This window comes from Bacillus sp. PSXD-155, assembly GCF_049310765.1.
GTDB classification, from domain to species: Bacteria; Bacillota; Bacilli; order Bacillales; family Bacillaceae_G; genus Bacillus_A; species Bacillus_A cereus.
This window is the reverse complement of the sequence record NZ_JBMOWC010000004.1, coordinates 63,355-88,830: the sequence shown is the minus strand read 5'-3', so window position 1 is coordinate 88,830 and position 25,476 is coordinate 63,355. Positions and strand designations below refer to the sequence as shown.

Below are 25,476 nucleotides of genomic sequence, written 5' to 3'. Positions count from 1 at the left end.
TCAAAAAAGATATGGATTTGAACGTCTGTTTGATGTGCCTTAAATTCTCCCTTTGTGTAAAACACAAAGGGTTTTTTCGTTCTATGAAAAAATAGGCATAGCAGAACCTTTCCACTTTCCATGAGATGATCGATGGAAAAGGAGAGAGAAAGATGAAACAAAAAAACAGTGTAGTGCAGATGGTGAGTGTAGCGATGCTAAGTAGTATTGCATATTTACTAATGATGTTGGATTTCCCGTTCCCAGGGCTTCCGCCATTTTTGAAAATTGATTTTAGTGATGTACCAGCTCTAATTGCAGCAATTATCTTTGGACCAGTAGCAGGAGTGATTGTAGAGGCGATAAAGAACATTTTACATTACGGGATTCAAGGAAGTTTAACAGGAGTACCAGTTGGAGAAATTGCAAACTTTATTGCAGGATGTTTATTTATTGGACCAGCAGCTTTCTTATTTAGAAAGTATCGTACTGTGAAGAGTTTAACGACAGGATTAATGCTAGGGACAATTACAATGGCACTTATTATGAGTGTATTAAACTACATCATCATATTCCCGGCTTACACTTGGTTTTTAAATTCACCGGCTATGTCTAGCGAAGCTATCAGAACAACGGTTGTAACGGCAATCTTACCATTTAATTTAATTAAAGGAATTGTTGTAACAATTGTATTTGTAGCATTATTCTCACGCCTGAAAGTATGGGTGTTTGCAAAAATGAAAAATGCATAATATATATTAAAACCATTAGTAGTGTGGAACTACTAATGGTTTTTTATTAAGGAAAATAAAATTTAGATACAAAAAACGCCCCTCATCAATATGAGGGGCGTTTTTTGAAGTTAATAAAAGACTATTCGAATTTTAAAGCGTCTCCGTCGAATGATTCGTCAGCAACTTTAATTGAGTCAGTTGGACAGCCTTCGAATGCATCCATCATATCTTCAATTAATACATCTGGAATTTCAACGATACCTTGGTTATCGTCTAATGTTACAAATGCAATACCTTCATCATCATAGTCATAAATGTCTGGTGCAGCAGCGCCACAAGCACCACATGCAATACAAGTATCTTTATCAACGATTGTATATTTTGCCATCTTTTTTCCCTCCTGATAATATGTATGTGAAAAGCTCGCCATAAAAATTATAACCTTATTGTAAAACGGTTTGTGAAACTTTTCAACATAAAATTATAATGATAATGCTTATCAATTAGAGTGTCAACTTATTTTTGAATTATGTCATAAGATTTTCAAAATACGTAAATGTGATTTCGTTTGATACAATAGAATATATACAAGTATATAGTTCTTATATGATAAGTTTAATGAGCGACAGTAGATAGTGTAATTGTACTGAAAAGAATGAAGTTAAGATTGGAAGGTGGAAGCGGTCATGCAAATACAATATACTTTGTTGCATTGTTTAAAACAATTGAATGGTGAAAGAACCGTTTCTTCTATTTATTATTTACTAAAGGGCAAACGTTCTTCGCAAACTTTACAAGATGGAAATATGTTCCGGATTTCTTTTTTATTCGGAATATATAAATCATTAAATAGAAATGACTATGATGGTGAAGTTGTAAAGTTGTTGCAAGCGGATTTTATTCAAGAAATACATGAAAATACATATGTGTTAACACCTACGGGTAAAATGCAGTTACATAAATGGGAGGAAGTTTATGCTTTTCCAGCACATTTGCATGGTTTACATTATGGTGAATTAGGTGAAACATTTTGGAAAAGATTATCATTGATTATTCAAACCATATCAAATTTACAACAGAATAATACGAAGTTTATCCCAATTCAACAAGATACAGAAATAATGATGTGGGTAAAACGTTTTCTAACAGGAAGGCCATATAAAAGAAGTGAGTTGGCGAGGAAACTATGGACGGAAGTACATAATCTTTTGGAAAAGAGTAATGCGATAGAAGCGACGATTGTAACATATCGACTAACGGGCTATGAACGTATTGGTTGTACATTGCAACAATTAGCAGAAATTACGAAACAAGATATATTCAGGGTGTATTTTTTATTTTGGGGTACAATGCATTTCTTTATACAAGAAGTTCGTGATAAAGAAAATGAATTTCCACTATTAGCTGAAATTATATCTTATCCAAATGAGAGAGCTGAATTATTTAGTTTATCCACGAAAAAAACATATAATTTTTGGAGACAAGGGCGTTCTTTAGAAGAAATAGCGACGATTCGGAATTTAAAGGTTGCAACGATAGAAGATCATTTTGTTGAAATTGCTTTGCGAGAAAAAGATTTTTCTATTGAAATGTTTATGGAAAAAGAAAAGATAGACAAAGTAATAAAAGTAATTGAAGCATTACAAACGCGGAAGTTACGTGTTTTGAAACAAGCGGTTGGAGAAGATATCTCTTATTTTGAAGTTCGTCTTGTATTAGCGCGGATGGAGGGTGTAAATGAAACTTGAAGAATATTTATATAAGTGGTTTGGATATTCTGAATTTCGTCCAGGTCAAAAAGGAGTTATTACAGATTTATTAGAAGGAAAAGATGTGATAGCAATGCTTCCGACTGGAAGAGGGAAATCTATGTGCTATCAGTTTCCGGGGCTTATGCGAGAAGGAACAGTGCTTGTTGTATCACCGTTATTATCTTTAATGGAAGATCAAGTGACACAATTAAAGTATGTTGTGAAAAACCGAGTGATAGCATTTAATAGTTTTCGGACATTAAATGAAAAAAGAGAAGCGATGAAAAAATTATCTTCATATAAATTTATTTTTGTTTCACCAGAGATGTTACAGTCGGAGTTATTAATTAGGGAATTGAAGAAAATTCATATTTCATTATTTGTTGTTGATGAGGCTCATTGTATTTCTCAATGGGGTTATGATTTTAGACCGGACTATAAGAAACTAAATGTAGTTATTGAAAATATTGGTTCTCCTACAGTATTAGCATTGACAGCCACAGCGACAAAAGGGGTACTACAAGATATCGCAGACAGTTTAAATTTAAAGGGTGCCGCGGAACATGTATACTCTATTGACCGTCCTAATATTGCAATGGAGGTGCAATTTGTAGAGACGATAGAAGAAAAGAAAGAGGCGCTTTTGGAGCAGGTGATGTATTTACAAGGGCCGGGAATTGTATATTGTTCAAGTAGAGCGTGGACAGAAAGGTTAACGGAATACTTGAGAGGAAAAGGTGTTACTGGTGTAGCTTTTTATCATGGTGGTATGGAACATGAAGAGCGTATGTTAATTCAACAACAGTTTATGAACGATCAATTGCAGCTTGTAATATGTACAAGTGCATTTGGTATGGGGGTAAATAAGGCGAATACGCAATATATTATTCATTTTCATTATCCAACTAATATAGCTTCTTACTTACAAGAAATCGGAAGAGCTGGAAGAGATGGCGAACCGAGTATAGCTATTTTATTGTGTAGTCCGTTGGATCATGATTTACCAATTTCAATCATTGAGGATGAATTGCCAAGTAAGTCGCAAATACAATTTTTATTTTCTTTACTACAAGAAAGAATGTTTCAAACGAAAGAATTACCAATAGAAGATGTAGAAGAAATTTGTTATAATGCAGCAAGATTTAATGAGCAATATTGGCGTTTCGTTCGTTATCATCTCGAACAGGTTGGAATTATACAACAACGAAGATTATTATTAGAGGGTTTGTCAGATGAAATTATGAACCGATTAATAGCTGAAGTAGAAATAAGGTTGCGTAATAAATATAGTGAGCTAGAAAATATGAAGTCATGGATACGAGTTAAAGGATGTAGACGTGAATATGTGCTGCAACAGTTCGGTTATAGGAAAGAGAAAGAGTTAAATAATTGCTGTGATTATTGTGGTATTACAAAAGAAGATTATAAAAAAAGACGAGCGCAACAATCGGATTTCGACTATAATTGGGAAACAGAGTTACAAAAGCTTTTCGGCCTAGAAAAGATGGGGGAATGATGAACATTCAAAGGCATAATGTTGAAGATATGAGTCCGCAGGAAATAAGGCTGAATCTATATATAACACAGTTAATTATTATCGGTATTGGCTGTTTACTAGCATATATATTATTTCAAGATGTAAAAGAAGTGTTTAATTTATGGAGATGGGAACCAGTATCTATACTTATTATAGGTGGTTTGTTAGCGATTGGTATTGTGTTATTAGATTATGTTGCAATGCGAGTGTTTCCAGAGTCTTGGTTTGATGATGGTGGTATTAACGATAAGATGTTTCGAGGAATGTCGGTTCTGCATTTACTCATTATTACGTTCGTAATCGGTTTTGCAGAAGAATTTTTATTTAGAGGTGTAGTGCAGACTCATTTTGGAATTGTAATTGCGAGTTTTGTATTTGCAGTGTTACATATTCGTTATATAGCAAAGCCATTTTTGTTTTGTTTCGTCTGTTTCATTAGTTTTGTCTTTGGTTATGTATTTGAATGGACAGGGAATTTGTTTATAACAATCTTTGCACACTTTCTTGTTGATTTTATAATGGGACTCCAATTAAGAAAATAAATGGAAGGTGGTGGTGAACAACATGAGGAAACGAATTCCTGATTTTGAAGAGGAATTAGAAGTTGAGCGAGTAGAAGAAAAAGAAAGTTTACCGCCGCGTAGTGAAATTCATAGAAATAAAGAGAAAAAACAAAAGTTTAAAATAAATCATATTTTCGTCCGGGTTTTAACATTTCTATTCATTCTGCTGCCGATTAGTATTTTGTGGTATACGGATAAATATATTCAGGTGAAGGGCGATAGTAATAATGCCGGGAAAAGTGCGTTTGAAGTAATCTTCTTTGATTCAGCTAAATCTGAGTCGCAGAAACAGTCTGAAAAAGCGATAACGCATACTGTGAAAGAGGGAGAAACTTTAGAAAGTATAGCGAAGCAATATTTTTCAGATGAAAATGGGGTTGAAGTAATTAAAAAGTATAATAACTTGCAAGAAGATGAAGTGAGTGCAGGTCAAGAATTAAAAATTCCGATAAAAGATAAGTCCACAAAGCAAGAGAGCTAGTGAATTAGGCGAACGCAGTTTGTTATAAAAGCCTAGGGTTATCTTTATGATGAGGGGAGTAAAAAATATGATATGGATTATATTATTCAGTACTCTCATAGGAATGGGGATTTTATTACTTCTTGTGATGTATAAAGAAGCGATGCGTAATACAGTGTTGGAACATACTTTAGTATTTAAAGAATTTCCGAAAAGTTTTCAAAAAGTAAATGTGTTTTTTATTTCTGATATTCATAGAAGAGTCATTTCGAATTTGTTAATTGAACAAGTAAAAGGAAAAGTAGATCTCGTAATTATCGGAGGAGATTTAGCAGAGAAAGGAGTCTCTTTATCAAAAATCTCTGCCAATATTCAAAAGTTAAGAGAGATAGCTCCTGTATATTTTGTGTGGGGAAACAATGATTATGAGATAGAATATCATGAATTAGATGCTTTATTATTAGAAAATAACGTAAAAGTTTTAGATAATACAAGAGTGGTATTTGAGTCTGAATTAGGCGAGAAAATTTGTTTGCTCGGTATAGATGATGTTGGATTGCACCGTGATCGTTTAGATTTGGCATTGGCGGATTGTAAAGAAGATGGTTTTCGTATCTTAGTTAGTCACAACCCTGATATAATAAAAAAGATGTCTGGAAATGAACAGATCTCACTTGTATTAAGTGGACATACGCATGGAGGACAAATCCGATTATTCCCATCTAAAAAATATTTAAAAGGTGGCGTATATAACCATTTGAATACGATTCTCTTTGTTAGTAATGGGTACGGAACAACATTGATACCACTTCGTTTCCGAGCGCCTGCTCAAACACATATTATTACATTGTGCGGAGGGAAATGATGCCAACTCTTAGTGGAAAATATAATATAAAAGCTGTTTCAAATATAATTGGAGTTCAGCCGAGTACGCTTCGCGCATGGGAAAGACGATATCAAATTATTGCCCCAAAGCGGAATCAAGCTGGACATCGTTTATATACAGAAGAGCATATTCAAATTTTAAAATGGTTAATGGAAAAAGTTTCTTCCGGTATGATGATTGGACAAGCAGTTCAGTTATTAGAAGAGAATCGTTTGCAGAGTACAGTTCAAAAAGAGATACATTGCGATAAAGAAGTTGTTTTAGTGGACGATTTGCTACAAGCTTTGTTAAAATTTGATGAAATTACAATTGCTGCATTATTAAACGAAGCTTTTAGTATATATTCAACAGAAAAGGTTGTTGCCAGTATCGTTCTTCGAGTGACAGACAAATTATTAACGTCAAAAAATAATAATGAGATTTCAATGGTGCAATTTCAATATGCACTATCATTTTTACAAACGCGTCTAGGGATGGTGTATCACAATGCCTCAATGTTTTCTTCTTTACACAAAGTTATTGTGTTAGAAAAGAATGCATTGAAAGGATTTATTTTTTCAACTTATTTACGCTTAAAAGGATATGAGGCGATATATATTAGGACAAGCTTAGCTGAAGATGGTATGTTGTCAGCGGTAGAGGAAATACAGCCGAAATATGTGTTTGTATCTTTTGCTGACGAACTAGAAATGAAAAAGACGATGAACTTTATAAATGTATTACAAGAAAAAAGGGAATCTCTTTCTGTTGGATTTATCGGAAAGCTAGGCGTTCTAAACCAGTTGGACATTGAAACAATCTTAATTGGTGATACGAAAGAAGAATGGGATGAATGGTTAAAAATGTCGGAATAGTTGTTCGAAAAGAACCATCTATTTTCTATTTCATATAATAAAAATTAGATGCATTGGTTACGTAGGGAGGGTATGAGATGAGGCTGGAACGATTAAATTACAATAAGATAAAAATTTTTCTAACATTTGATGATTTATCTGAACGAGGATTAACGAAAGAAGATTTATGGAGAAATGCGCCGAAAGTACAGCAATTATTTCGTGATATGATGCAAGAAGCAAATAAGGAATTAGGATTTGAAGCAGATGGTCCGATTGCAGTTGAAGTGTTTTCTCTACAAGCACAAGGGATGGTTGTAATTGTAACGAAAGAAAATCAAGAAATGGATACGGATGATGAGTTCCGTGACGAGTTTATTGAAATGCAAGTGACTCTAGATGAAAGTGAACATATATTATATGAGTTTGCTACGCTAGATGACATAATTAACCTGTCGAATCGCTTATATAACCTTGGTGTAACTGGCGGAAAGCTATATACGTGGGATGAGCGCTTCTATCTTTGGGTGGAAGAAGAGGAACAAATTCAATTGTTAAAAGCGGATTTTATAGCTATTTTAGCGGAATACGGCAATCCGTCTACAGCAACTATTTATCGCATCATGGAGTACGGTAAAGAATTAATGGATTTTAACGCGATAGAACAAATACACAATTACTTTGTGAAAAAACAAAACCTCAGCTAATACAACATAGCTGAGGTTTTGTTTTTATTTGGATAAGGGAAGGGATGATAGTAAATACGCGAACATACTTTTTGAAAATAAAATATGCAGTTTTATGGGAGCGTCGCTGAGGAAAATAAAAAATATTTAAATATTTAAGTATTTTACTTTTCTAAAAGTAATAAAAGGACTATAATAATAGTGAAAACGCTTGCAACAGAAAATAGTTTGTATATATTTGTTAGCGTTTTCTATTGCATTCCAAATTTAAGGGTGTATACTAGGCAATGAAGGTTTACTAAACAAGTGAAATTACAGGGGGTTTACTTACTATGGTAGCCGAAAAGGGAACTCAAACAAAAACACAACAACAAAGGGAACAACATTTTGAACTATTGAATTCAACACAAATTGTTATTAGTGAAGCGTTAGAAAAATTGGGTTATCCAAACGAAGTATATGAATTATTAAAAGAACCAATTCGTATGATGACAGTGAAAATACCAGTTCGTATGGATGACGGGACTGTTAAAATATTTACAGGATATCGTGCACAACATAATGATGCTGTTGGTCCAACGAAAGGTGGAATTCGCTTCCATCCGAATGTAACAGAAAATGAAGTGAAAGCACTTTCAATCTGGATGAGTTTAAAATGTGGTATTGTTGATTTACCATATGGTGGAGGTAAGGGTGGAATTATCTGTGATCCACGTGAAATGTCATTCCGTGAGTTAGAAAGATTAAGCCGCGGTTATGTACGAGCAATTAGCCAAATCGTAGGTCCGACGAAAGATATTCCAGCTCCAGATGTATTCACAAACTCTCAAATTATGGCATGGATGATGGATGAGTATAGCCGTATTGATGAATTTAATTCACCAGGATTTATTACAGGTAAACCGCTTGTATTAGGTGGATCACATGGACGTGAAACAGCAACTGCGAAAGGTGTAACAATTTGTATTCGCGAAGCTGCGAAAAAACGTGGCATTGATATTAAGGGTGCACGCGTTGTTGTTCAAGGGTTCGGTAATGCTGGTAGCTTCTTAGCTAAATTTATGCATGATGCAGGTGCGAAAGTTATTGCAATCTCAGATGCTTACGGCGCTTTACATGATCCAAACGGATTAGATATTGATTATTTATTAGACCGTCGTGATAGCTTCGGTACAGTAACGAAGCTATTTAACAATACAATTTCAAACAAAGAATTGTTAGAGCTTGATTGCGATATTTTAGTTCCAGCTGCAATTGAGAACCAAATTACAGAAGAAAATGCTAATGATATTAAAGCGAAAATCGTTGTTGAAGCTGCAAATGGTCCAACAACATTAGAAGCGACTAAAATTTTAACAGATCGCGGAATTTTACTTGTTCCAGACGTATTAGCAAGTGCTGGTGGTGTAACGGTATCTTACTTTGAGTGGGTACAAAATAACCAAGGTTACTACTGGACTGAAGAAGAAGTAGAACAACGTTTAGAAAAAGTAATGGTAAAATCATTTGATTCTATTTATGAAACAGCACAAGTTCGTAAAGTGAACATGCGCTTAGCGGCGTACATGATTGGTGTTCGTAAAATGGCTGAAGCAAGCCGCTTCAGAGGTTGGGTATAAAATATTATATATTGAGAAAACGTGATTTCCTTTCGAGGGAATCACGTTTTTTTGTTGAAGTATTAAATGAGGTGTTGTATATGGAGAATGAAATGCTGGAACGAGTAGAACAATTAGAAGAAAAGGTTAAGAGGTTAGAGGGAGAACTTGCAAGCACGGTGAAAGCTCGAAAAATAAGTACTGTTCGGATATTCGGGGAAGGGCTACTGTTTTTGATATTTGGTATGGTTGTAGTAGGGCCGATTATTGCCGTTGTAATCTCAATTTTTACTTGGCTTGCTGAAAAATAAAATAAAATAAAAATAAAAAGAACGCTTGTTCTATGCGAACAAACGTGCTATACTCTCCTTAGATAAACAAAACGGAAATGATTTTAAGGAGAGATAAATGATGAAAATGACAGTAGACCAAAGATTTATGATGCCAGCAGATGTTGTAGAGCGAGTGGAAGTATTACGAAACAAACAAAGCAAGCGTGGCACATTATTACAATCGGTAAACAAATTTTTCGGTTTAGATACGAAAGAAGATTGTGTTTGGTTTTACGGTTTTTATGGAGTGGCGGTAAGTATCTTGTTGTTTATGGTGTTCACTTCAAATATTTTCGATTTTCTCTTCGCGTAAGAAATATGCGATAAGGACATTGCTACCGAATACATATATAAGGAAGTAAGGTAATCTTCTAGAGCGGGAGTTGGTAGCAATGGCGATGTTTCCTATAGAGCGCAACTATATAGGATATGGAAGTTCACGACCGGGGATTCCTCTAACTAAAGTGAGATTTATTGTAAGCCATGATACGGGGAATCCTGGAAGCAATGCGATAGGAAATCGAGATTACTTTAATGAATTACAACCGAAAGCTTCGGCGCATACATTTATAGATGATAAAACAATATTGGAGATTATTCCTATAAATGAAGTTGCATATCATGTTCGATATGGTGTGCCGACGGATAATGACTTATACGGCTATGACGCGAATAAGGCGGCCATTGGAGTGGAACTTTGTTATGGCGGTGATGTTAACTTTTGGGAAGCATATAATCGTTTTACATGGTATCATGCGTATTTATGCCAAAATTTTGGTTTAAATCCGAAAAAAGATATCGTGTCACATAAAACGCTTGATCCAGCTAGAAAGATTGATCCTGAGAATGTATTAGGGAAACAAGGTATTAAATTTCAGCAGTTTTTAGCAGATGTCTATCGGATGTACGTTTCGTTTAGATGACAAATATATGAAAAATGAATACAATAAAGATAGGTGCCTACTGCTGTAAGTAGGTTTTTTCTTGTTTTTATAAATAGTGTATTGGTAGAAGACTAGGAGTGGACGAGTATGCAGAAAGAAACAGTTATTATAATCGGAGGCGGTCCGTGCGGATTAGCGGCAGCGATTTCGTTGCAAAAGGTAGGGATAAATCCGTTAGTAATTGAAAAAGGAAACATTGTAAATGCCATTTATAATTATCCAACTCATCAAACATTTTTCTCTTCTAGTGAAAAATTAGAAATTGGTGATGTAGCTTTTATTACAGAAAATCGTAAGCCAGTTCGAAATCAAGCGCTTGCGTATTATCGTGAAGTAGTAAAACGTAAATCTGTACGTGTAAATGCTTTTGAGCGAGTGGAGAAAGTTCAAAACGATGGAGAAGTTTTTCAGGTTGAGACGACAAAGCGTGACGGAAGTAAAGAAATATATATAGCGAAATATATTGTTGTAGCAACTGGATATTATGATAATCCAAATTATATGAATGTTCCAGGTGAGGAATTGAAGAAAGTAGCTCACTATTTTAAAGAGGGGCATCCTTATTTTGATCGAGATGTAGTAGTTATAGGTGGGAAAAACTCGAGTGTAGATGCCGCGTTAGAACTTGTTAAAGCTGGTGCGCGTGTAACGGTACTGTATCGTGGAAGTGAGTATTCACCAAGCATAAAGCCTTGGATTTTGCCGGAATTTGAGGCGTTAGTACGAAACGACACAATTCAAATGCATTTCGGGGCTCATGTGAAAGAAATTACTGAGCATACATTAACGTTTACAGTTGATGGTGAAGATTTTACAATCCAAAATGATTTTGTATTTGCGATGACTGGTTATCATCCTGATCATAGCTTCTTAACAAAGATGGGTGTTAAGATTGATGAAGAAACAGGACGTCCAATTTATACAGAGGATAGAATGGAAACGAATGCTGAAAATATTTTCATTGCAGGTGTCATAGCTGCTGGAAATAATGCAAATGAAATATTTATCGAGAACGGTAGATTTCATGGAGATGCGATTGCACAAACTATTGCATCAAGAGAAAAATAAAAAGGAGCTGTCGGGAAAACCTCGACAGCTCCTTTTTATTCGTGCATAAACATATTTTGAATGGATTCATGAGAATTTGTATTCTCTAATGCGACAAGTAATTTAATGCGTGCTTTTTGTGCATTTAAGCCGTATGTGAATACAATGCCCATATCTTTTAAGTGTTTACCGCCACCTTCATACGAATATACGTCTTGAACGATACCGTTGAAACAGCGAGAAACTAATACGACAGGAATACCTTTATTTAATAATCGTTCTAGACTAGGAAGTGTTCTTGGAGGTAGATTACCTTGTCCAAGCGCTTCGATAACAATACCGTCTACAGGAAGATTTTCGATTGCTGCTAATAATGTATCATCCATGCCGGCATATGCTTTTAGAACAACTACATTTTTAGATACTTTGTTTATCGTATATGTTTCGTGATGTACTAAAGCGTGATGGAAGACAACACCGCGTTTTGTTACCATTCCAATTGGTCCATATTGTGGGCTTTGGAATGTTGCGACATTACTTGTATGTGTTTTCGTTACATTTGTAGCGCAATGAATTTCGTCGTTTAATACGACTAAAACACCTTTTTCTGCAGCTTCATCACAACTAGCAACTTTTACAGCTGATAAGAAGTTATATAGACCATCAGCACCTAACTCATTGCTAGAGCGCATTGCACCTGTCACAACAATCGGAATGGTTGCTTGTACTGTTAAATCTAAGAAATAAGCTGTTTCTTCTAATGTATCCGTACCATGCGTAATGACTACGCCATGAATGTTGTCTTGTTTTACTCTTTCATCAATGATGACTTGTAATTGTAACATTTCGCTCGGTGTCATATGAGGAGATGGTAGATGGAACACATCTTCAACGATTAAATCAACATCACCTTCTAAATCAGGAATGAATTTTAAAAGAGGATTTTTTTCACCTGGTTGTACGACCCCAGTTTCTTTATCTTCCTCCATTGCAATTGTTCCACCTGTGTGTAAAACTAGGATTCTTTTCAATGCTTATACCCCTTTCAAGTAAAAAAATACATTTAGAACATAACATGTTTTGAGTAAATTCGACAATGGAAATGTATAAAAGTATGCCTCGAAAATGACAATAAAATTAACTGCTATATGTACGATGTATAAAATCACGAAACGAAATGTGCAAATATAGTATAGGAGGGGGCAATTATGTTGAAAAAGATGGAGAGAATTTTTATTCGTATATTAATAATACAATTCATTTGTCTTTCTGTTGTACAATTGTTATTTATACATAAGTCATCAGTGAAATATTTATCTAAAATTGTTTATTACGAAGGTGTCATGGTAAAAAATAAAGCAGAAATCTTGCAGGTGAATAGGTAGTTTTCATTTTCTTCTATGAAGGATTATGCTACAATAATTGAGGATTTAATGACGTGAAGCAAATGAAAAGAAGCAGGGTGAACACCTGCTTTTCGTTTTGTTTTATAAGTGAAAAAATGAGGTGTTACAATGGATAAACGAATTTCAATTGCTATAGATGGTCCAGCAGCTGCTGGGAAAAGTACAGTGGCAAAAGTTGTTGCGAAGGAACTTTCTTACGTTTATATTGATACAGGCGCGATGTACCGTACGCTTACATATGCAGCCCTTGAACAAAAAGTAGATATTGAAAATGAAGAACAGTTAATGGAAGTTGTAAAGAATGTAAATATTGAATTTCAACAAGGAGAAAATACGCAGCTTGTATTTTTGAATGGACAAGATGTTTCTGAAGTAATCCGTACACCTGATGTGACGAATCGAGTATCTATTGTAGCGAAGCATCGCCTTGTTCGTGAAGAAATGGTACGTCGTCAGCAAGAGTTAGCGAAAAAAGGCGGCGTTGTAATGGACGGCCGTGATATTGGTACACATGTATTACCGGATGCTGAAGTGAAAATCTTTATGCTTGCTTCTGTTGAAGAAAGAGCGGAAAGAAGGCATTTAGAAAATTTAAATAAAGGTTTCGATTCTAATTTAGAGCAGCTAAAAGAAGAAATTGCTCAGCGTGATAAATTAGATTCAGAACGCGAAGTTTCTCCACTAAAAAAGGCTGATGATGCATTGGAATTAGATACGACTTCTTTATCAATTGAAGAAGTTGTCCAAAAAATTATGAGTATTGTTTCAGGAGTGTTTGCGAAATAAAGAAAGGGGATAATCCTCTTTCTTTTTTTGTTGAAATAGAAATGTAAAGGATACGTGAATTGTGAGTCTCTTTCCTTGACAAATGAGGTAATTTGTAAGAAGTTAGTTAAAGAGGAATAAAACTGTCAGAATATATTCGCTATTATATTTCAAAACATACTTTTTTCAAGCTGGTTTTGCTGTATACTATTTATATAGGTTTAATATATTTTCTTGTGAATGGTATTGAAAAAGAGTATGTGATGAGAGATTCTTAAACATGCAAATGAAAACTTTGTTTTCATTTCGTATATACATAAAAAAATGCTTTGTCAATTCTGTAGGGAGGTATTTCCATGGTAGAGAAAATGAATGAAGAAGTTATGGATTCAAAAGAATTACAAGTTGGTGACGTTGTTACAGGTTCTGTAACGAAAGTTGAAGAGAAACAAGTGCTTGTAAATGTTGGATACAAAACAGATGGCGTAATTCCAATTAGTGAATTAGCTAACGTTCATATTGAAAAAGCAAGCGATGTTGTAGAATTAGATCAAACACTAGAGTTGAAAATTATTAAATTAGAAGAAGATGATCTTGTCTTATCTAAACGTGCTGTTGATGCAGAAAAAGCATGGGTAGAATTACAAGAGAAATTTACTTCTGGTCATGTATTTGATGTTACTGTAAAAGATATTGTGAATGGCGGATTAGTTGTGGACCTTGGTGTTCGCGGTTTTATTCCAGCTTCACTTGTAGAAGTACATTATGTAGAAGACTTTACTGACTATAAAGGTAAAACATTAGCGGTGAAAATTGTTGAATTAGACCGTGAAAAAAATCGTGTAATCCTTTCGCATAAAGCGGTAGTAGAATTAGAACTAGATTCTAAGAAAAAAGAAGCAATTTCTTCATTAAAAGAAGGTGACGTTGTTGAAGGAACAGTGCAACGATTAACTGACTTTGGTGCTTTCGTTAACGTTGGTGGCGTGGACGGTTTAGTTCACATTTCACAAATTTCACACGAACGTGTAGAGCAACCTTCTGAAGTATTAGAGCAAGGTCAAAAGGTTAAGGTGAAGGTGTTATCTGTTGATGCTGATACACAACGTATTTCTTTATCAATTAAAGCGGCTCAACCAGGACCTTGGGAAAACGTTGCTGGCGAAATAAAAGCTGGAGATATTCGTGAGGGAGTAGTAAAACGCCTTGTTACATTTGGTGCATTCGTTGAGATTTTACCTGGCGTTGAAGGACTAGTACACGTATCTCAAATTGCAAATCGTCACGTGAAAAACCCGAATGAAGTATTGGAAATGGGACAAGAAGTAAAAGTGAAAGTACTTGAAGTTCACGTAGCAGAGAAACGTATTTCTTTAAGTATAAAAGAAGCGCTTGAGGAAAATAATGTAATTGAAGATTATAGTCAGTATGAGCCAAATGCTGATTCTGCTACTTTCCAATTAAGTGATATTATTGGTGAACAACTGAAAAAATTAAAGAAATAATGAGGGGTACAAGTGGTAAGGGCAAAACGTAAATTAGATCATATTGAATACGCTCTTTCTACTGGTCAGTCTCGTACGCATGGCTTTCATGATATTGATTTTGTGCATCAAAGCTTGCCAAATTCAAATTATGACACAATAACATGTGAAACAAAAATCGGCGAACTTTCACTAAGTTCGCCGATTTTTATCAATGCGATGACTGGTGGTGGAGGAGAGAAAACGTTACATATTAATGAGCAATTAGCATATGTAGCGAAACAGCATAACCTTGCTATGGCTGTAGGGTCGCAAATGGCGGCGTTAAAAGATGAAAGTGAGGCTGCTTCTTATAAGGTGATTAGAAAGGTAAACCCGAATGGTATTTTCTTTGCTAATTTAGGTAGTGAGGCAACTATCGAGCAGGCAGAGCGTGCCGTTGATATGATTGAAGCGAATGCATTGCAAATTCATTTAAATGTCATACAAGAGTTAACGATGCCAGAAGGAGACCGTGACTTTACTGGTGTACTTCAGCGCATAGAGAAAATTGTTTTAAATAGTAAAGTTCCTGTCATTGTAAAAGAAGTTGGATTTGGGATGAGCAAGGAAACAATGCAACAGTTAGCGAACGTAGGTGTAACGGCAATTGATATTGGTGGGCAAGGTGGTACGAATTTTGCTGCTGTTGAAAATGAAAGAAGACAGCGAATGCTTTCTTATTTTAATAACTGGGGCATACAAACAGCAACCTCGATTATTGAAGCAACCTCTACAAATAATAACCTCTCTTTTATTGCATCAGGGGGTATACAGACAGCGCTTGACGTAGCGAAAGCAATCGCATTAGGGGCGAATACAACTGCGTTTGCTGGTTACTTTTTACGTATTTTAATGCAAGATGGTATCGAGAAATTAGTGGATGAAATTGAACTTCTACATACAGATTTGAAATTTATTATGACAGCTCTTGGTGCGAAGACGATAGAAGAGTTGCAGTCTGTACCTCTTGTTGTAAAAGGTGAAACATATCATTGGTTAATGCAGCGTGGTATTGATACTGCGCATTATAGTAGGAGATAAAAAATCAACCGTTCGGTTGATTTTTTTGTTTTGTTTTCTTTCTCGTAATATAAAATGGAATTGGTATTTTCTAAAGGAAATAGGTGGAGGTAAAAAGAAGTGATAGGAGGATATAGTACACAAAATATTATTTCGATATAAATAAAAATCATTAAAATGATTATGTAAAAGACGGTTTCGTACAATATCGAAACCGTCTTTTTGTATTCATTAGTGCTGGTTTTGTTTTCGAGCCTGCTCTGGTGTATCAAGTCCAGTTGCACCTGGATATTGTAGTGATTGATCACGATCAGATTCAACGCGGCGTGATTCTCGTAGTTTTCGTTCTTGGCGATCTTTACCCATAATGAATAACACCTCCTTGTTAAAAGTGTTGCTGTTATAAGAAAAAACTATGCGTAAATAAAGTGGATTAACTTTCATAAAAAATTCCCATAATGGAAAACATAGGAGGTGAAGTAGATGGATGGAAGTACTTTTTATTTTATAGCTTGGATAGGGTGGGTTGTCGTAACCTTTTTTATGAAAAAGGACCATATTCGGTGGAAGTTAGGCGCTTGTATATTGATTTTTATAATTTGCTCTCCGTTACATGTAACGATCGCCTCATTCATGGTATCAGTAAATGCTCTTTTACTTTGTATTATTTCTTTTATAGGGATTGCGCTGTATTCTGTTTGGAAAAAATTATATAGCTTACTTTCGGCACTTATTATTGCGATGTTATATACAAGTTTTCATCTGTTAGAGATATATGATCCGATTTGGATTGTGGTGGATAGAGTGTTTCTGCTAAGTAGTGCTCTTGTGTATGCATCGGTGTTATTGCATGGGGATCGCATATTACGATTATGTTCCCTATATGTAGGGATGTTACAAGGAGAGTTGCTAGTGACATTTATTTTTCGGAAATTGAATTTTCCATATGATTACGGTAGTTTAGCATTTTTTGATATCGTCGCCGTTTCTACATTATTCATGGCAGTATTGTTTTGGATTGCAAAAGCATCAGTATACATGGAACAGTTTAAGAGAAAAACACGTAAAAGAAAGGCGAGGGTAATACATGACTGAATATACACCAGCCATTTTATGCGGCGTAATAGCGGGGACAGTTACAAGGGTGTTAATGCTCCGGACGGATACACGGCAATATCCGACGAGGCTACATGGAAAGATTATTCATATTGCAATGGGGTTAATTGCAGCAGCTTTAGGAGCGATTGCAATCCCATCTATTTTGAAAAAAGATTTTTCTGCCATTACATTTCTTACGTTAGCAGCGACACAATTTCGTGATGTACGTAATATGGAAAGAAATACACTTCAACAATTAGATGGGTATGAGCTCGTACCGCGTGGAAATACGTACATTGAAGGGATTGCATTGGTTTTTGAAAGTCGCAACTATTTGGCGATGTTAACGTCGTTTGCAACGACGTTTGCGTATATAGGGTTCCGTTCATGGATTGCTGGAGTAATTATGGCTATAATCGCATTTTTTATTGCGAAAAAATTAATGTCTGGTAGAAGACTCCATGACCTTGTAGATATTGAGCATGTTCCGCTGCGTTTTGAAGGAGCAGGGCTTTATATCGATAATATTTATATTATGAATATTGGATTGCCAGTGAGGCAAGAAGAGATTATGAAATATGGCATGGGGTTTATATTAAAACCGAAATCAATTGATGCGATGGTGACAATCTCAAATTTAGGGCAACGGCAAGCTATTTTACACGATGTTTCGGTGGCGTTAGGGATTTATAGAGATTCTGGTACACCAGCGCTTGTACCGTTAGCAAAGCGTGATTTAGAGGATGGCAGGGTTGGGATTTTTGTCTTACCGCAAGATCAAGATGCAGAGAAAGCAATAAGTGTCATAGGAAATGTACCAACGTTAGAAAGTGCTGTCCATATGTCATCGGAAGCCCCGAAAGGAAGGGGAGATAAGAGATGATGTTAGAAAGCGTTATCCTGGCAGTTATTACAACAGCGCCAGAAAAATTTGCAGGTGGTGCTCCTTTATTTGTTTGTGAGTCGATGGAGGAACTAGAATTTGTTGCAAATAATTTAGAGGCAATTTTAGATGGTATTGCGCATCGCTTACAAGAGAATGTATATATTATTGTGAAACATTAGGAACGTGTGTTATAATGTGAGGTGTTTTGATACGTTGAGAAATATTCTGGAATGCAAATCCCTTCTTGCACAAAGAAGGGTTTTTTACATAATAAACAGAAGCAAGTTGAAAGGATGAAAGTATATGCCGAAACCAGTAATAGCAATAGTAGGCCGCCCGAACGTAGGAAAATCTACTATTTTCAATAGAATAGTTGGAGAAAGAGTTTCAATCGTAGAAGATATCCCAGGTATAACTCGAGACCGTATTTATAGTGCGGGAGAATGGTTAAATCATGAGTTTAACATTATTGATACAGGTGGAATTGATATTGGAGACGAGCCGTTCTTGACACAAATTCGTCAACAGGCGGAAGTTGCGATTGATGAAGCAGATGTTATCATTTTTATGACGAATGGTCGCGATGGTGTAACTGCAGCGGATGAAGAAGTTGCTAAAATTTTGTATCGTTCTAAAAAACCAATTGTACTTGCGGTAAATAAAGTTGATAATCCAGAAATGCGTAGTGATATTTATGATTTTTATTCATTAGGATTTGGCGAGCCATTCCCGATTTCAGGTACACACGGTTTAGGACTTGGTGATTTGTTAGATGAAGCTGCAAATCATTTTCCAAAGATTGAAGAAGAAGCGTATGACGATGAAACAATCCGTTTCTCTTTAATTGGACGTCCAAACGTAGGGAAATCATCGCTTGTAAATGCACTTCTTGGTCAAGAACGTGTAATTGTAAGTAATATCGCAGGAACGACGCGTGATGCTGTCGATACACCATATAGTAAAGATGATCAAGATTATGTAATCATCGATACAGCTGGTATGCGTAAAAAAGGAAAAGTATATGAAAGTACAGAAAAGTATAGTGTACTTCGTGCACTTAGAGCGATTGAACGTTCTGACGTTGTTTTAGTTGTTTTAGACGGAGAAGAAGGAATTATTGAGCAAGATAAAAAAATCGCTGGATATGCTCATGATTCAGGACGAGCTGTTATTATCGTTGTAAACAAATGGGATGCAGTGAAAAAAGATGAAAAAACAATGAAAGCATTTGAAGAAAACATTCGTGCTCATTTCCAATTCTTGGATTATGCACCGATTGTATTCTTATCTGCAAAAACGAAAAAACGTACACAAACGTTATTACCGGTTATCAATGAGGTAAATGAAAGCCATAGTATCCGTGTACAAACAAACGTATTAAACGATGTAATTATGGATGCGGTAGCGATGAATCCAACACCGACTCATAATGGTAGCCGTCTGAAAATCTTCTATGCGACACAGGTTGCGGTAAAACCACCGACATTTGTTGTGTTTGTAAACGATACAGAATTAATGCACTTTTCATATGAGCGCTTCTTAAAGAATCGTTTACGTGAAGCGTTCGGTTTTGTAGGAACGCCGATTCACATTATTGCTCGAGCAAGAGACTAATGGAGAGGATGTGATTTTATGACAAAAATCACAGTAGTAGGAGCAGGTAGCTGGGGAACAGCGTTAGCGATGGTATTAGCTGACAATGGACATGATGTACGTATTTGGGGAAATCGCTCAGAACTTATGGATGAAATGAATACGAAACATGAGAATAGTCGATATCTCCCAGGCATTACATTGCCAAGCACAATCGTAGCCTACTCTTCTTTAGAAGAAGCATTAGTAGATGTAAATACAGTACTGCTAGTAGTACCGACGAAAGCGTACAGAGATGTATTACAAGAGATGAAAGAAATTGTTACAGAACCGATTACTTGGATTCATGCGAGTAAAGGGATTGAACCTGGTACGTCAAAACGTATTTCGGAAGTAATCGAGGAAGAAATTCCAGAGAACTTAATTAAAGATGTTGTTGTATTGTCTGGACCGAGTCATGCTGAAGAAGTTGGTTTACGACAAGCGACAACAGTTACGTCTGCAGCAAAGCGTATGGAAGCGGCTGAGGAAGTACAAGATTTATTTATGAATAGTTATTTCCGTGTATACACAAATCCAGATATCGTTGGAGTTGAACTTGGTGGTGCGTTAAAAAATATTATCGCATTAGCTGCTGGTATAACTGATGGTCTTGGATTAGGTGATAATGCAAAAGCGGCATTGATGACACGTGGTTTAACAGAGATTGCTCGTTTAGGAAGAAAAATGGGCGGGAATCCGTTAACGTTTGCTGGTCTAACTGGTATGGGAGACTTAATTGTAACTTGTACAAGTGTTCATAGCCGAAATTGGCGTGCTGGAAATATGCTTGGAAAAGGACATTCTTTAGAAGAAGTGTTAGAAAGCATGGGTATGGTTGTGGAAGGTGTAAGAACAACGAAAGCTGCTCATGAATTGGCAGAGAAAATGGAAGTTGAAATGCCGATTACAGCTGCTTTATATGACGTGCTGTTCAATGGGAATAACGTAAAAGATGCGGTAGGCTCATTAATGGGACGTGTTCGAAAACATGAAGTGGAAGCTATACCTGACTTACTGTAAAGAAAAGCGACAGAAGTACATTTGTACTTCTGTCGCTTTTTTATTTTATGGGTCTTTTCACCATTTATTTATTTTTGCATAGGATGAAGAGTAACTTGAGGAGAGGGTGAAAAGAATGGATAATAACATTTTTAATAATATTGAGAAGGAAGCGAAAGTAAATAAAGAAGATATTTTTAAATTAGCATCATCCGTGCAAAATGCGAATTTACGTGATGAAACTGTACTTCGTCAATTGATTCATCAAGTGGCTCTTATGGCGGGACGTGAAGTGCCGAAAGAGCAAGAGGATCAAATTGTAAAAGCGATTATTAATAATAATATGCCAGCAGATTTTGGCTCGTTAAGCAAAATGTTTAAAAAATAAATTATGAGAAACAAAGAGTTTGTAGATTGCATATGATAGCCATGAAAGAATGGGAATAGAGCTGTTTTTGGGCATATTTGGTCAACCGAAGCGAGAGATACAATAGCTTCGGTTTTATTTTTATCTAGATTGGTGGAAGATGCTGAAAAACCTATTGATTAAAGTTACATATTCGCGATTTGTAGTAAAATGTTCTTTTTGTATTTGTTTAAAGATTTTAATTTGTTAAAATAGTATAAAAATAGATTAATAAAAAGGGGTGTGTATATGTCAGAAGGGCTTATGAAAATGTGGTTGGCTTTAGGGGCAATTGGATTTATGTTTTTTGCAGTAAGTTTTATTTTATTAAGTAGACATAAAATAAAGAATAAATTTTTGAAAGGGATTACAGCGTTAGTAGCGTACACCCTTATGGTTGTGTCAGGAATTGTTATTTTTCTTGTTGTATTTAGTGGACCTGTACAGCAGTAAATGGAATGGTCTCGAAAATACTACATACGGAGCAAGTTATATTAGTATGAAAAGGTGATGCTAGTGAAAAAAGTCCATATTATTTTAATATTTTGTTGTATGAGCCTTTTAACGGGGTGTCTGTATCCGAAAGAAAATATGAAGCAAAATGCGGTTCCTTATGAAGATCAGCTACAGGTTGTTCAAAAAGCTGTTGTGACATTTAAGGAGCAAAATGATGGGATATTGCCAATTAAGACGAGGGATATGAGTACACCTATTTATCAAAAGTATCCAATCGATTTTCAACAGATTGCTCCGCGTTACATACAAGAAGCGCCAGGGAATGCATATGAAAGTGGAGGAGTATATCAATACGTATTAATAGACGTTGAAACAAATCCAACAGTAAAGTTAATTGATGTTAGGATGGCTGAACAAATTCAGGAATTATCTTTAAAACTTAGGATGTATCGTGATGAACATCAATATCCACCTTTTAAAAAAGTAATTTCAGATGGTGTATATGAATTGGATTTCAAAAAACTAGGATATAAAGATGTGCCACAAGTGACAAGTCCATATTCTGGTAAAGGGCTTCCTTTTGTAATTAATGAAAAAGGAGAAGTTTTTGTTGATTATAGAATCGACTTATATGACGCTTTGAAAAAAAATGAAGGGCAGTTTACGGAGGGAGAAGATATTCGAAATATACTTTCGAAAGGTTCCCCGTTTGTACCAGCCTATTCTTTACCGTACACAGTAAAGAACGGAGAACCAATTTTTTTAAAATCATAAGTCATGAACCTTTCTTTTAGTGAATAAGTTCTAGAAGAAAGGTTTTTTATGTTATACAACTTACGATGCAAACAAAAGATATTTTTTAATAGTCATATGAAATTGGACAAAATTATATGATATATTGTCCGAACTTCTAGAATACCATTATATTATATCAGATATTATAGGCAACGTTAGAGAAGGTATTAGTTGACTATAAACGCGGAATTATTCCCAAAAATTTTGAGGGAGGGAATCACTTGGAAAAGGTAGATATTTTTAAAGATATTGCAGAACGAACAGGCGGTGATATTTATTTTGGAGTTGTAGGAGCTGTTCGAACAGGGAAATCAACATTCATTAAAAAATTTATGGAACTTGTAGTTATTCCAAATATTGAGAATGAGTCTGACCGTCAAAGAGCGCAGGATGAATTGCCTCAAAGTGCTGCTGGTCGTACAATTATGACGACGGAACCGAAGTTTGTTCCAAACCAAGCGGTTTCTATCGAAGTAGATGAAGGACTTGAAGTGAACATTCGATTAGTAGATTGTGTTGGATATACGGTTCCAGGAGCGAAGGGCTATGAAGATGAGAATGGCCCGCGCATGATTAATACCCCTTGGTATGAAGAACCTATTCCATTCCATGAAGCTGCAGAAATCGGCACGCGTAAAGTAATTCAAGAACATTCAACAATTGGTGTTGTAATTACAACAGATGGAACAATTGGTGAAATTCCAAGAAGAGATTATATAGAGGCAGAAGAACGCGTTGTAAATGAGTTGAAAGAAGTAGGAAAACCTTTCATTATGATAATTAATACGGTACAGCCGTATCATCCAGATACAGAGCAATTACGCCAAAGTTTATCAGAAGAATATGATATCCCGGTTATTGCAATGAGTGTGGAGAGTTTAAGAGAAACAGATGTATATAATGTACTTCGTGAAGCGCTATTTGAATTCCCTGTATTAGAAGTGAATGTGAACCTTCCGAGCTGGGTAATGGTGCTAAATGAAGGGCATTGGTTGCGTCAAAGTTATCAAGAAGCAGTTCAAGAAACTGTGAAGGATATAAAACGTCTTCGTGATGTGGATCGCGTTGTTTGGCAGTTTAGTCAATATGAATTTATTGATCGAGCGAGCCTAGCTGGCATTGATATGGGGCAAGGTGTGGCGGAGATTGATTTATATGCGCCAGATGAATTATATGATCAGATTTTAAAAGAAGTAGTAGGAGTAGAAATTCGAGGGAAAGATCATTTATTGAAGCTTATGCTCGATTTATCTCATGCGAAAATAGAATATGACCAAGTGGCAGATGCATTGCGTATGGTTAAGCAAACAGGATATGGTGTAGCAGCCCCTGCGCTAGCGGATATGAGCTTAGATGAGCCAGAAATTATTCGTCATGGTTCAAGGTTTGGTGTGAAGTTAAAAGCGGTAGCGCCATCTATTCATATGATTAAAGTAGATGTAGAGTCAACGTTTGAGCCGATCATTGGTACTGAAAAGCAAAGTGAAGAATTAGTTCGTTATTTAATGCAAGATTTTGAAGATGACCCGTTATCAATTTGGAATTCTGATATATTTGGACGTTCGCTTAGCTCGATTGTTCGAGAAGGAATTCAGGCGAAATTATCTTTAATGCCAGAAAATGCTAGATATAAATTAAAAGAAACGCTAGAAAGAATTATTAATGAAGGATCTGGCGGATTAATTGCGATTATACTATAAGAAAAATCCCTCTCACTGTAGAGGGATTTTTTGTTTTTTCGATTATAAAATAGAAAAATAAACAGTCATTATCTAATACATTGTTGTAAATTGTCAAGTTTCATCAGATTTTCACATTTTCAGAGTAACAATTTCCTTAAAAATATTGAATTATAAAGGAGAATCGTATAATATAGGCGTTGATAATGATTTATCTACATCTTTGTAGTATAGAATTTGTAAAAATTGCCTACAAATGAAAGTAAGACTCATTTTATGATCATTATACAGTCTTATCTTTGGGAGGAGGTGAATGGCATGAACAAGACAGATTTAATCAATGCTGTTGCAGAAGCAAGTTCCCTTTCTAAAAAGGACGCAACAAAAGCAGTAGACGCTGTTTTTGATTCTATCTTAGAAGCTTTAAAACAAGGTGATAAAGTACAACTGATCGGATTCGGTAACTTCGAAGTTCGTGAGCGTGCGGCTCGTAAAGGTCGTAACCCACAAACAGGTGAGGAGATTGAAATCGCTGCAAGTAAAGTACCTGCATTCAAACCTGGTAAAGCGTTAAAAGATGCGGTTAAATAATCCTTACATATTAACAGGGAAGAAGAGTTTCCTTTTTGGGAACTCTTCTTTTTGCTTTTAAAAACATAAATATGCTAGAATGTGTTCGTATCACTTTTAGGTTTTCGGGAGGGCTAGCGGATGGCAAAAGTTAATTTAGAACAAATTGAACATGCAGTACGCCTTATTTTAGAGGCGATTGGGGATGATCCAAATCGTGAGGGAGTACTTGATACGCCAAAGCGTGTTGCAAAAATGTACGCAGAAGTGTTCTCAGGTATGCATGAAGATCCGAAAGAGCATTTGCATAAAGTATTCGGAGAAGATCACGAAGAGCTTGTACTAGTAAAAGATATACCATTTTATTCGATGTGTGAGCATCATTTAGTTCCATTCTATGGAGTTGCTCACGTTGCATATATTCCGCAAGGTGGAAAGGTGACAGGGTTAAGTAAATTAGCTCGTACTGTAGATACAATTGCACGTCGTCCACAACTGCAAGAACGTATTACATCAACAGTAGCCAACTCTATTATGGAAGTACTAGAGCCTCATGGTGTAATGGTAGTAGTAGAAGCAGAACATATGTGTATGACGATGCGTGGTGTGAAAAAACCAGGTGCGAAAACAGTAACGACAGCAGTGCGTGGTGTGCTTGAAAATGATGCTGCAGCGCGCAGTGAAATTTTATCGTTTATTAAAGCGAAGTAAAGAAAAGCGGGAAACTGCTTTTCTTTTTTTTTTTAGTAAATAAATGATATAGTTTTAGCTAGACAGAGTGAGATTAGAAAGATTGCTTACATGAATGGTAGGTGTAGCCAAGTTTTGGTTATAGAAAATAGAGTGTATGTGTTATAATAAGTTTTATGAATTAGAAAACAAGGG

The 25,476-nt window shown here is 35.6% G+C and carries 31 protein-coding genes; 28 read left to right on the top strand and 3 right to left on the bottom strand.

From position 1 onward, the window contains the following. Positions 1–152 precede the first annotated feature (152 nt). The gene (locus ACO6VI_RS05125; RefSeq protein WP_000810856.1) at positions 153–731 is read left to right on the top strand and encodes an ECF transporter S component; all 579 of its coding nucleotides are present in this window, start codon (positions 153–155) and stop codon (positions 729–731) included. A gap of 121 nt (positions 732–852) precedes the next feature. On the opposite strand, the gene ACO6VI_RS05120 is transcribed toward ACO6VI_RS05125, so the two are convergent. Beyond that, positions 853–1,101 carry a ferredoxin gene (locus ACO6VI_RS05120; RefSeq protein ID WP_001151993.1) on the bottom strand — a complete coding sequence of 83 codons (249 nt, stop codon included), beginning with the start codon at positions 1,099–1,101 and terminating at the stop codon, positions 853–855. A gap of 298 nt (positions 1,102–1,399) precedes the next feature. On the opposite strand from ACO6VI_RS05120, the gene ACO6VI_RS05115 reads away from it, so the two are divergent. The 12 genes from ACO6VI_RS05115 (at position 1,400) to ACO6VI_RS05060 (ending at position 11,371) form a co-directional block, all read left to right on the top strand. After that, entirely contained in the window at positions 1,400–2,461 is a 1,062-nt protein-coding gene (locus ACO6VI_RS05115; protein ID WP_001167017.1) for a helix-turn-helix domain-containing protein, read from the top strand. Further along, entirely contained in the window at positions 2,451–3,980 is a 1,530-nt protein-coding gene (gene recQ, locus ACO6VI_RS05110; RefSeq protein WP_016082279.1) for an ATP-dependent DNA helicase RecQ, read from the top strand. Before ACO6VI_RS05115 ends, recQ begins: the two co-directional genes overlap by 11 nt. Then, positions 3,980–4,543, top strand: a complete 564-nt coding sequence (locus ACO6VI_RS05105; RefSeq protein WP_063546930.1) for a CPBP family intramembrane glutamic endopeptidase — start codon at positions 3,980–3,982, stop codon at positions 4,541–4,543. The genes recQ and ACO6VI_RS05105 overlap by 1 nt, the downstream gene beginning before the upstream one ends. Positions 4,544–4,565: 22 nt before the next feature. After that, positions 4,566–5,045, top strand: a complete 480-nt coding sequence (locus ACO6VI_RS05100; protein WP_001231555.1) for a LysM peptidoglycan-binding domain-containing protein — start codon at positions 4,566–4,568, stop codon at positions 5,043–5,045. A 67-nt stretch (positions 5,046–5,112) separates the two neighbouring features. After that, the gene (locus ACO6VI_RS05095; protein WP_000637796.1) at positions 5,113–5,889 is read left to right on the top strand and encodes a metallophosphoesterase; all 777 of its coding nucleotides are present in this window, start codon (positions 5,113–5,115) and stop codon (positions 5,887–5,889) included. Then, on the top strand, positions 5,889–6,764 hold the full coding sequence (locus tag ACO6VI_RS05090) for a MerR family transcriptional regulator (RefSeq protein ID WP_001142715.1): 876 nt from the start codon (positions 5,889–5,891) through the stop codon (positions 6,762–6,764). The genes ACO6VI_RS05095 and ACO6VI_RS05090 overlap by 1 nt, the downstream gene beginning before the upstream one ends. Positions 6,765–6,841: 77 nt before the next feature. Beyond that, positions 6,842–7,450 carry a genetic competence negative regulator gene (locus tag ACO6VI_RS05085; protein WP_001235398.1) on the top strand — a complete coding sequence of 203 codons (609 nt, stop codon included), beginning with the start codon at positions 6,842–6,844 and terminating at the stop codon, positions 7,448–7,450. Positions 7,451–7,761: 311 nt separating this feature from the next. Then, positions 7,762–9,048 carry an NAD-specific glutamate dehydrogenase gene (gene gudB, locus ACO6VI_RS05080; protein ID WP_000225172.1) on the top strand — a complete coding sequence of 429 codons (1,287 nt, stop codon included), beginning with the start codon at positions 7,762–7,764 and terminating at the stop codon, positions 9,046–9,048. A gap of 80 nt (positions 9,049–9,128) precedes the next feature. After that, a complete protein-coding gene (locus ACO6VI_RS05075) occupies positions 9,129–9,338 on the top strand; it encodes a hypothetical protein (protein WP_120459952.1) in 210 nt (69 codons plus the stop codon). A gap of 97 nt (positions 9,339–9,435) precedes the next feature. Beyond that, on the top strand, positions 9,436–9,672 hold the full coding sequence (locus tag ACO6VI_RS05070) for a DUF3961 domain-containing protein (RefSeq protein ID WP_001983018.1): 237 nt from the start codon (positions 9,436–9,438) through the stop codon (positions 9,670–9,672). Positions 9,673–9,751: 79 nt separating this feature from the next. Further along, positions 9,752–10,282, top strand: coding sequence for a peptidoglycan recognition protein family protein (locus ACO6VI_RS05065; RefSeq protein WP_001240655.1), 531 nt, complete (start codon positions 9,752–9,754; stop codon positions 10,280–10,282). A gap of 108 nt (positions 10,283–10,390) precedes the next feature. Beyond that, entirely contained in the window at positions 10,391–11,371 is a 981-nt protein-coding gene (locus ACO6VI_RS05060; RefSeq protein ID WP_001168518.1) for a YpdA family putative bacillithiol disulfide reductase, read from the top strand. A gap of 35 nt (positions 11,372–11,406) precedes the next feature. On the opposite strand, the gene ansA is transcribed toward ACO6VI_RS05060, so the two are convergent. Further along, entirely contained in the window at positions 11,407–12,381 is a 975-nt protein-coding gene (gene ansA / locus ACO6VI_RS05055; RefSeq protein ID WP_000822009.1) for an asparaginase, read from the bottom strand. 180 nt (positions 12,382–12,561) lie between these two features. On the opposite strand from ansA, the gene ACO6VI_RS05050 reads away from it, so the two are divergent. The 4 genes from ACO6VI_RS05050 (at position 12,562) to ACO6VI_RS05035 (ending at position 16,088) form a co-directional block, all read left to right on the top strand. Continuing rightward, complete coding sequence (locus ACO6VI_RS05050; protein WP_023521499.1) at positions 12,562–12,735, top strand: YpfB family protein; 174 nt, start codon at positions 12,562–12,564, stop codon at positions 12,733–12,735. 129 nt (positions 12,736–12,864) lie between these two features. After that, complete coding sequence (gene cmk / locus ACO6VI_RS05045; RefSeq protein ID WP_000361252.1) at positions 12,865–13,542, top strand: (d)CMP kinase; 678 nt, start codon at positions 12,865–12,867, stop codon at positions 13,540–13,542. A gap of 335 nt (positions 13,543–13,877) precedes the next feature. Then, complete coding sequence (gene rpsA / locus ACO6VI_RS05040; RefSeq protein ID WP_000229558.1) at positions 13,878–15,026, top strand: 30S ribosomal protein S1; 1,149 nt, start codon at positions 13,878–13,880, stop codon at positions 15,024–15,026. Positions 15,027–15,038: 12 nt separating this feature from the next. After that, on the top strand, positions 15,039–16,088 hold the full coding sequence (locus ACO6VI_RS05035; protein ID WP_000251041.1) for a type 2 isopentenyl-diphosphate Delta-isomerase: 1,050 nt from the start codon (positions 15,039–15,041) through the stop codon (positions 16,086–16,088). A gap of 210 nt (positions 16,089–16,298) precedes the next feature. Here ACO6VI_RS05035 and ACO6VI_RS05030 read toward each other — a convergent pair whose 3' ends face one another. Beyond that, positions 16,299–16,433, bottom strand: coding sequence for a YpzI family protein (locus ACO6VI_RS05030; RefSeq protein WP_000513900.1), 135 nt, complete (start codon positions 16,431–16,433; stop codon positions 16,299–16,301). Between the two features lie 117 nt (positions 16,434–16,550). On the opposite strand from ACO6VI_RS05030, the gene ACO6VI_RS05025 reads away from it, so the two are divergent. From ACO6VI_RS05025 to folE, 11 genes are all read left to right on the top strand, one after another. Next, positions 16,551–17,162, top strand: a complete 612-nt coding sequence (locus ACO6VI_RS05025) for a YphA family membrane protein (RefSeq protein ID WP_002093921.1) — start codon at positions 16,551–16,553, stop codon at positions 17,160–17,162. Next, on the top strand, positions 17,155–18,048 hold the full coding sequence (locus ACO6VI_RS05020; RefSeq protein ID WP_000141599.1) for a YIEGIA family protein: 894 nt from the start codon (positions 17,155–17,157) through the stop codon (positions 18,046–18,048). Before ACO6VI_RS05025 ends, ACO6VI_RS05020 begins: the two co-directional genes overlap by 8 nt. Further along, positions 18,045–18,230 (top strand): capping complex subunit for YIEGIA, encoded by a 186-nt coding sequence (locus ACO6VI_RS05015; RefSeq protein ID WP_000979048.1) that lies wholly within the window; start codon positions 18,045–18,047, stop codon positions 18,228–18,230. The genes ACO6VI_RS05020 and ACO6VI_RS05015 overlap by 4 nt, the downstream gene beginning before the upstream one ends. A 124-nt stretch (positions 18,231–18,354) precedes the next feature. After that, a complete protein-coding gene (der, locus tag ACO6VI_RS05010) occupies positions 18,355–19,665 on the top strand; it encodes a ribosome biogenesis GTPase Der (protein WP_001125890.1) in 1,311 nt (436 codons plus the stop codon). A gap of 18 nt (positions 19,666–19,683) precedes the next feature. Continuing rightward, entirely contained in the window at positions 19,684–20,706 is a 1,023-nt protein-coding gene (locus ACO6VI_RS05005) for an NAD(P)H-dependent glycerol-3-phosphate dehydrogenase (RefSeq protein ID WP_000161783.1), read from the top strand. A 115-nt stretch (positions 20,707–20,821) separates the two neighbouring features. After that, on the top strand, positions 20,822–21,073 hold the full coding sequence (locus ACO6VI_RS05000; RefSeq protein ID WP_000369753.1) for a stage VI sporulation protein F: 252 nt from the start codon (positions 20,822–20,824) through the stop codon (positions 21,071–21,073). A gap of 267 nt (positions 21,074–21,340) precedes the next feature. Continuing rightward, positions 21,341–21,544 carry a DUF2768 domain-containing protein gene (locus ACO6VI_RS04995; RefSeq protein ID WP_001289005.1) on the top strand — a complete coding sequence of 68 codons (204 nt, stop codon included), beginning with the start codon at positions 21,341–21,343 and terminating at the stop codon, positions 21,542–21,544. A gap of 63 nt (positions 21,545–21,607) precedes the next feature. Further along, entirely contained in the window at positions 21,608–22,321 is a 714-nt protein-coding gene (locus ACO6VI_RS04990) for a hypothetical protein (RefSeq protein ID WP_000755480.1), read from the top strand. A gap of 242 nt (positions 22,322–22,563) precedes the next feature. After that, positions 22,564–24,042 (top strand): stage IV sporulation protein A, encoded by a 1,479-nt coding sequence (gene spoIVA / locus ACO6VI_RS04985; RefSeq protein WP_000416519.1) that lies wholly within the window; start codon positions 22,564–22,566, stop codon positions 24,040–24,042. 297 nt (positions 24,043–24,339) lie between these two features. Beyond that, positions 24,340–24,612, top strand: a complete 273-nt coding sequence (locus ACO6VI_RS04980; protein ID WP_001043860.1) for an HU family DNA-binding protein — start codon at positions 24,340–24,342, stop codon at positions 24,610–24,612. Positions 24,613–24,732: 120 nt separating this feature from the next. Then, the gene (gene folE, locus ACO6VI_RS04975) at positions 24,733–25,302 is read left to right on the top strand and encodes a GTP cyclohydrolase I FolE (RefSeq protein WP_001151481.1); all 570 of its coding nucleotides are present in this window, start codon (positions 24,733–24,735) and stop codon (positions 25,300–25,302) included. Positions 25,303–25,476: the final 174 nt, after the last annotated feature.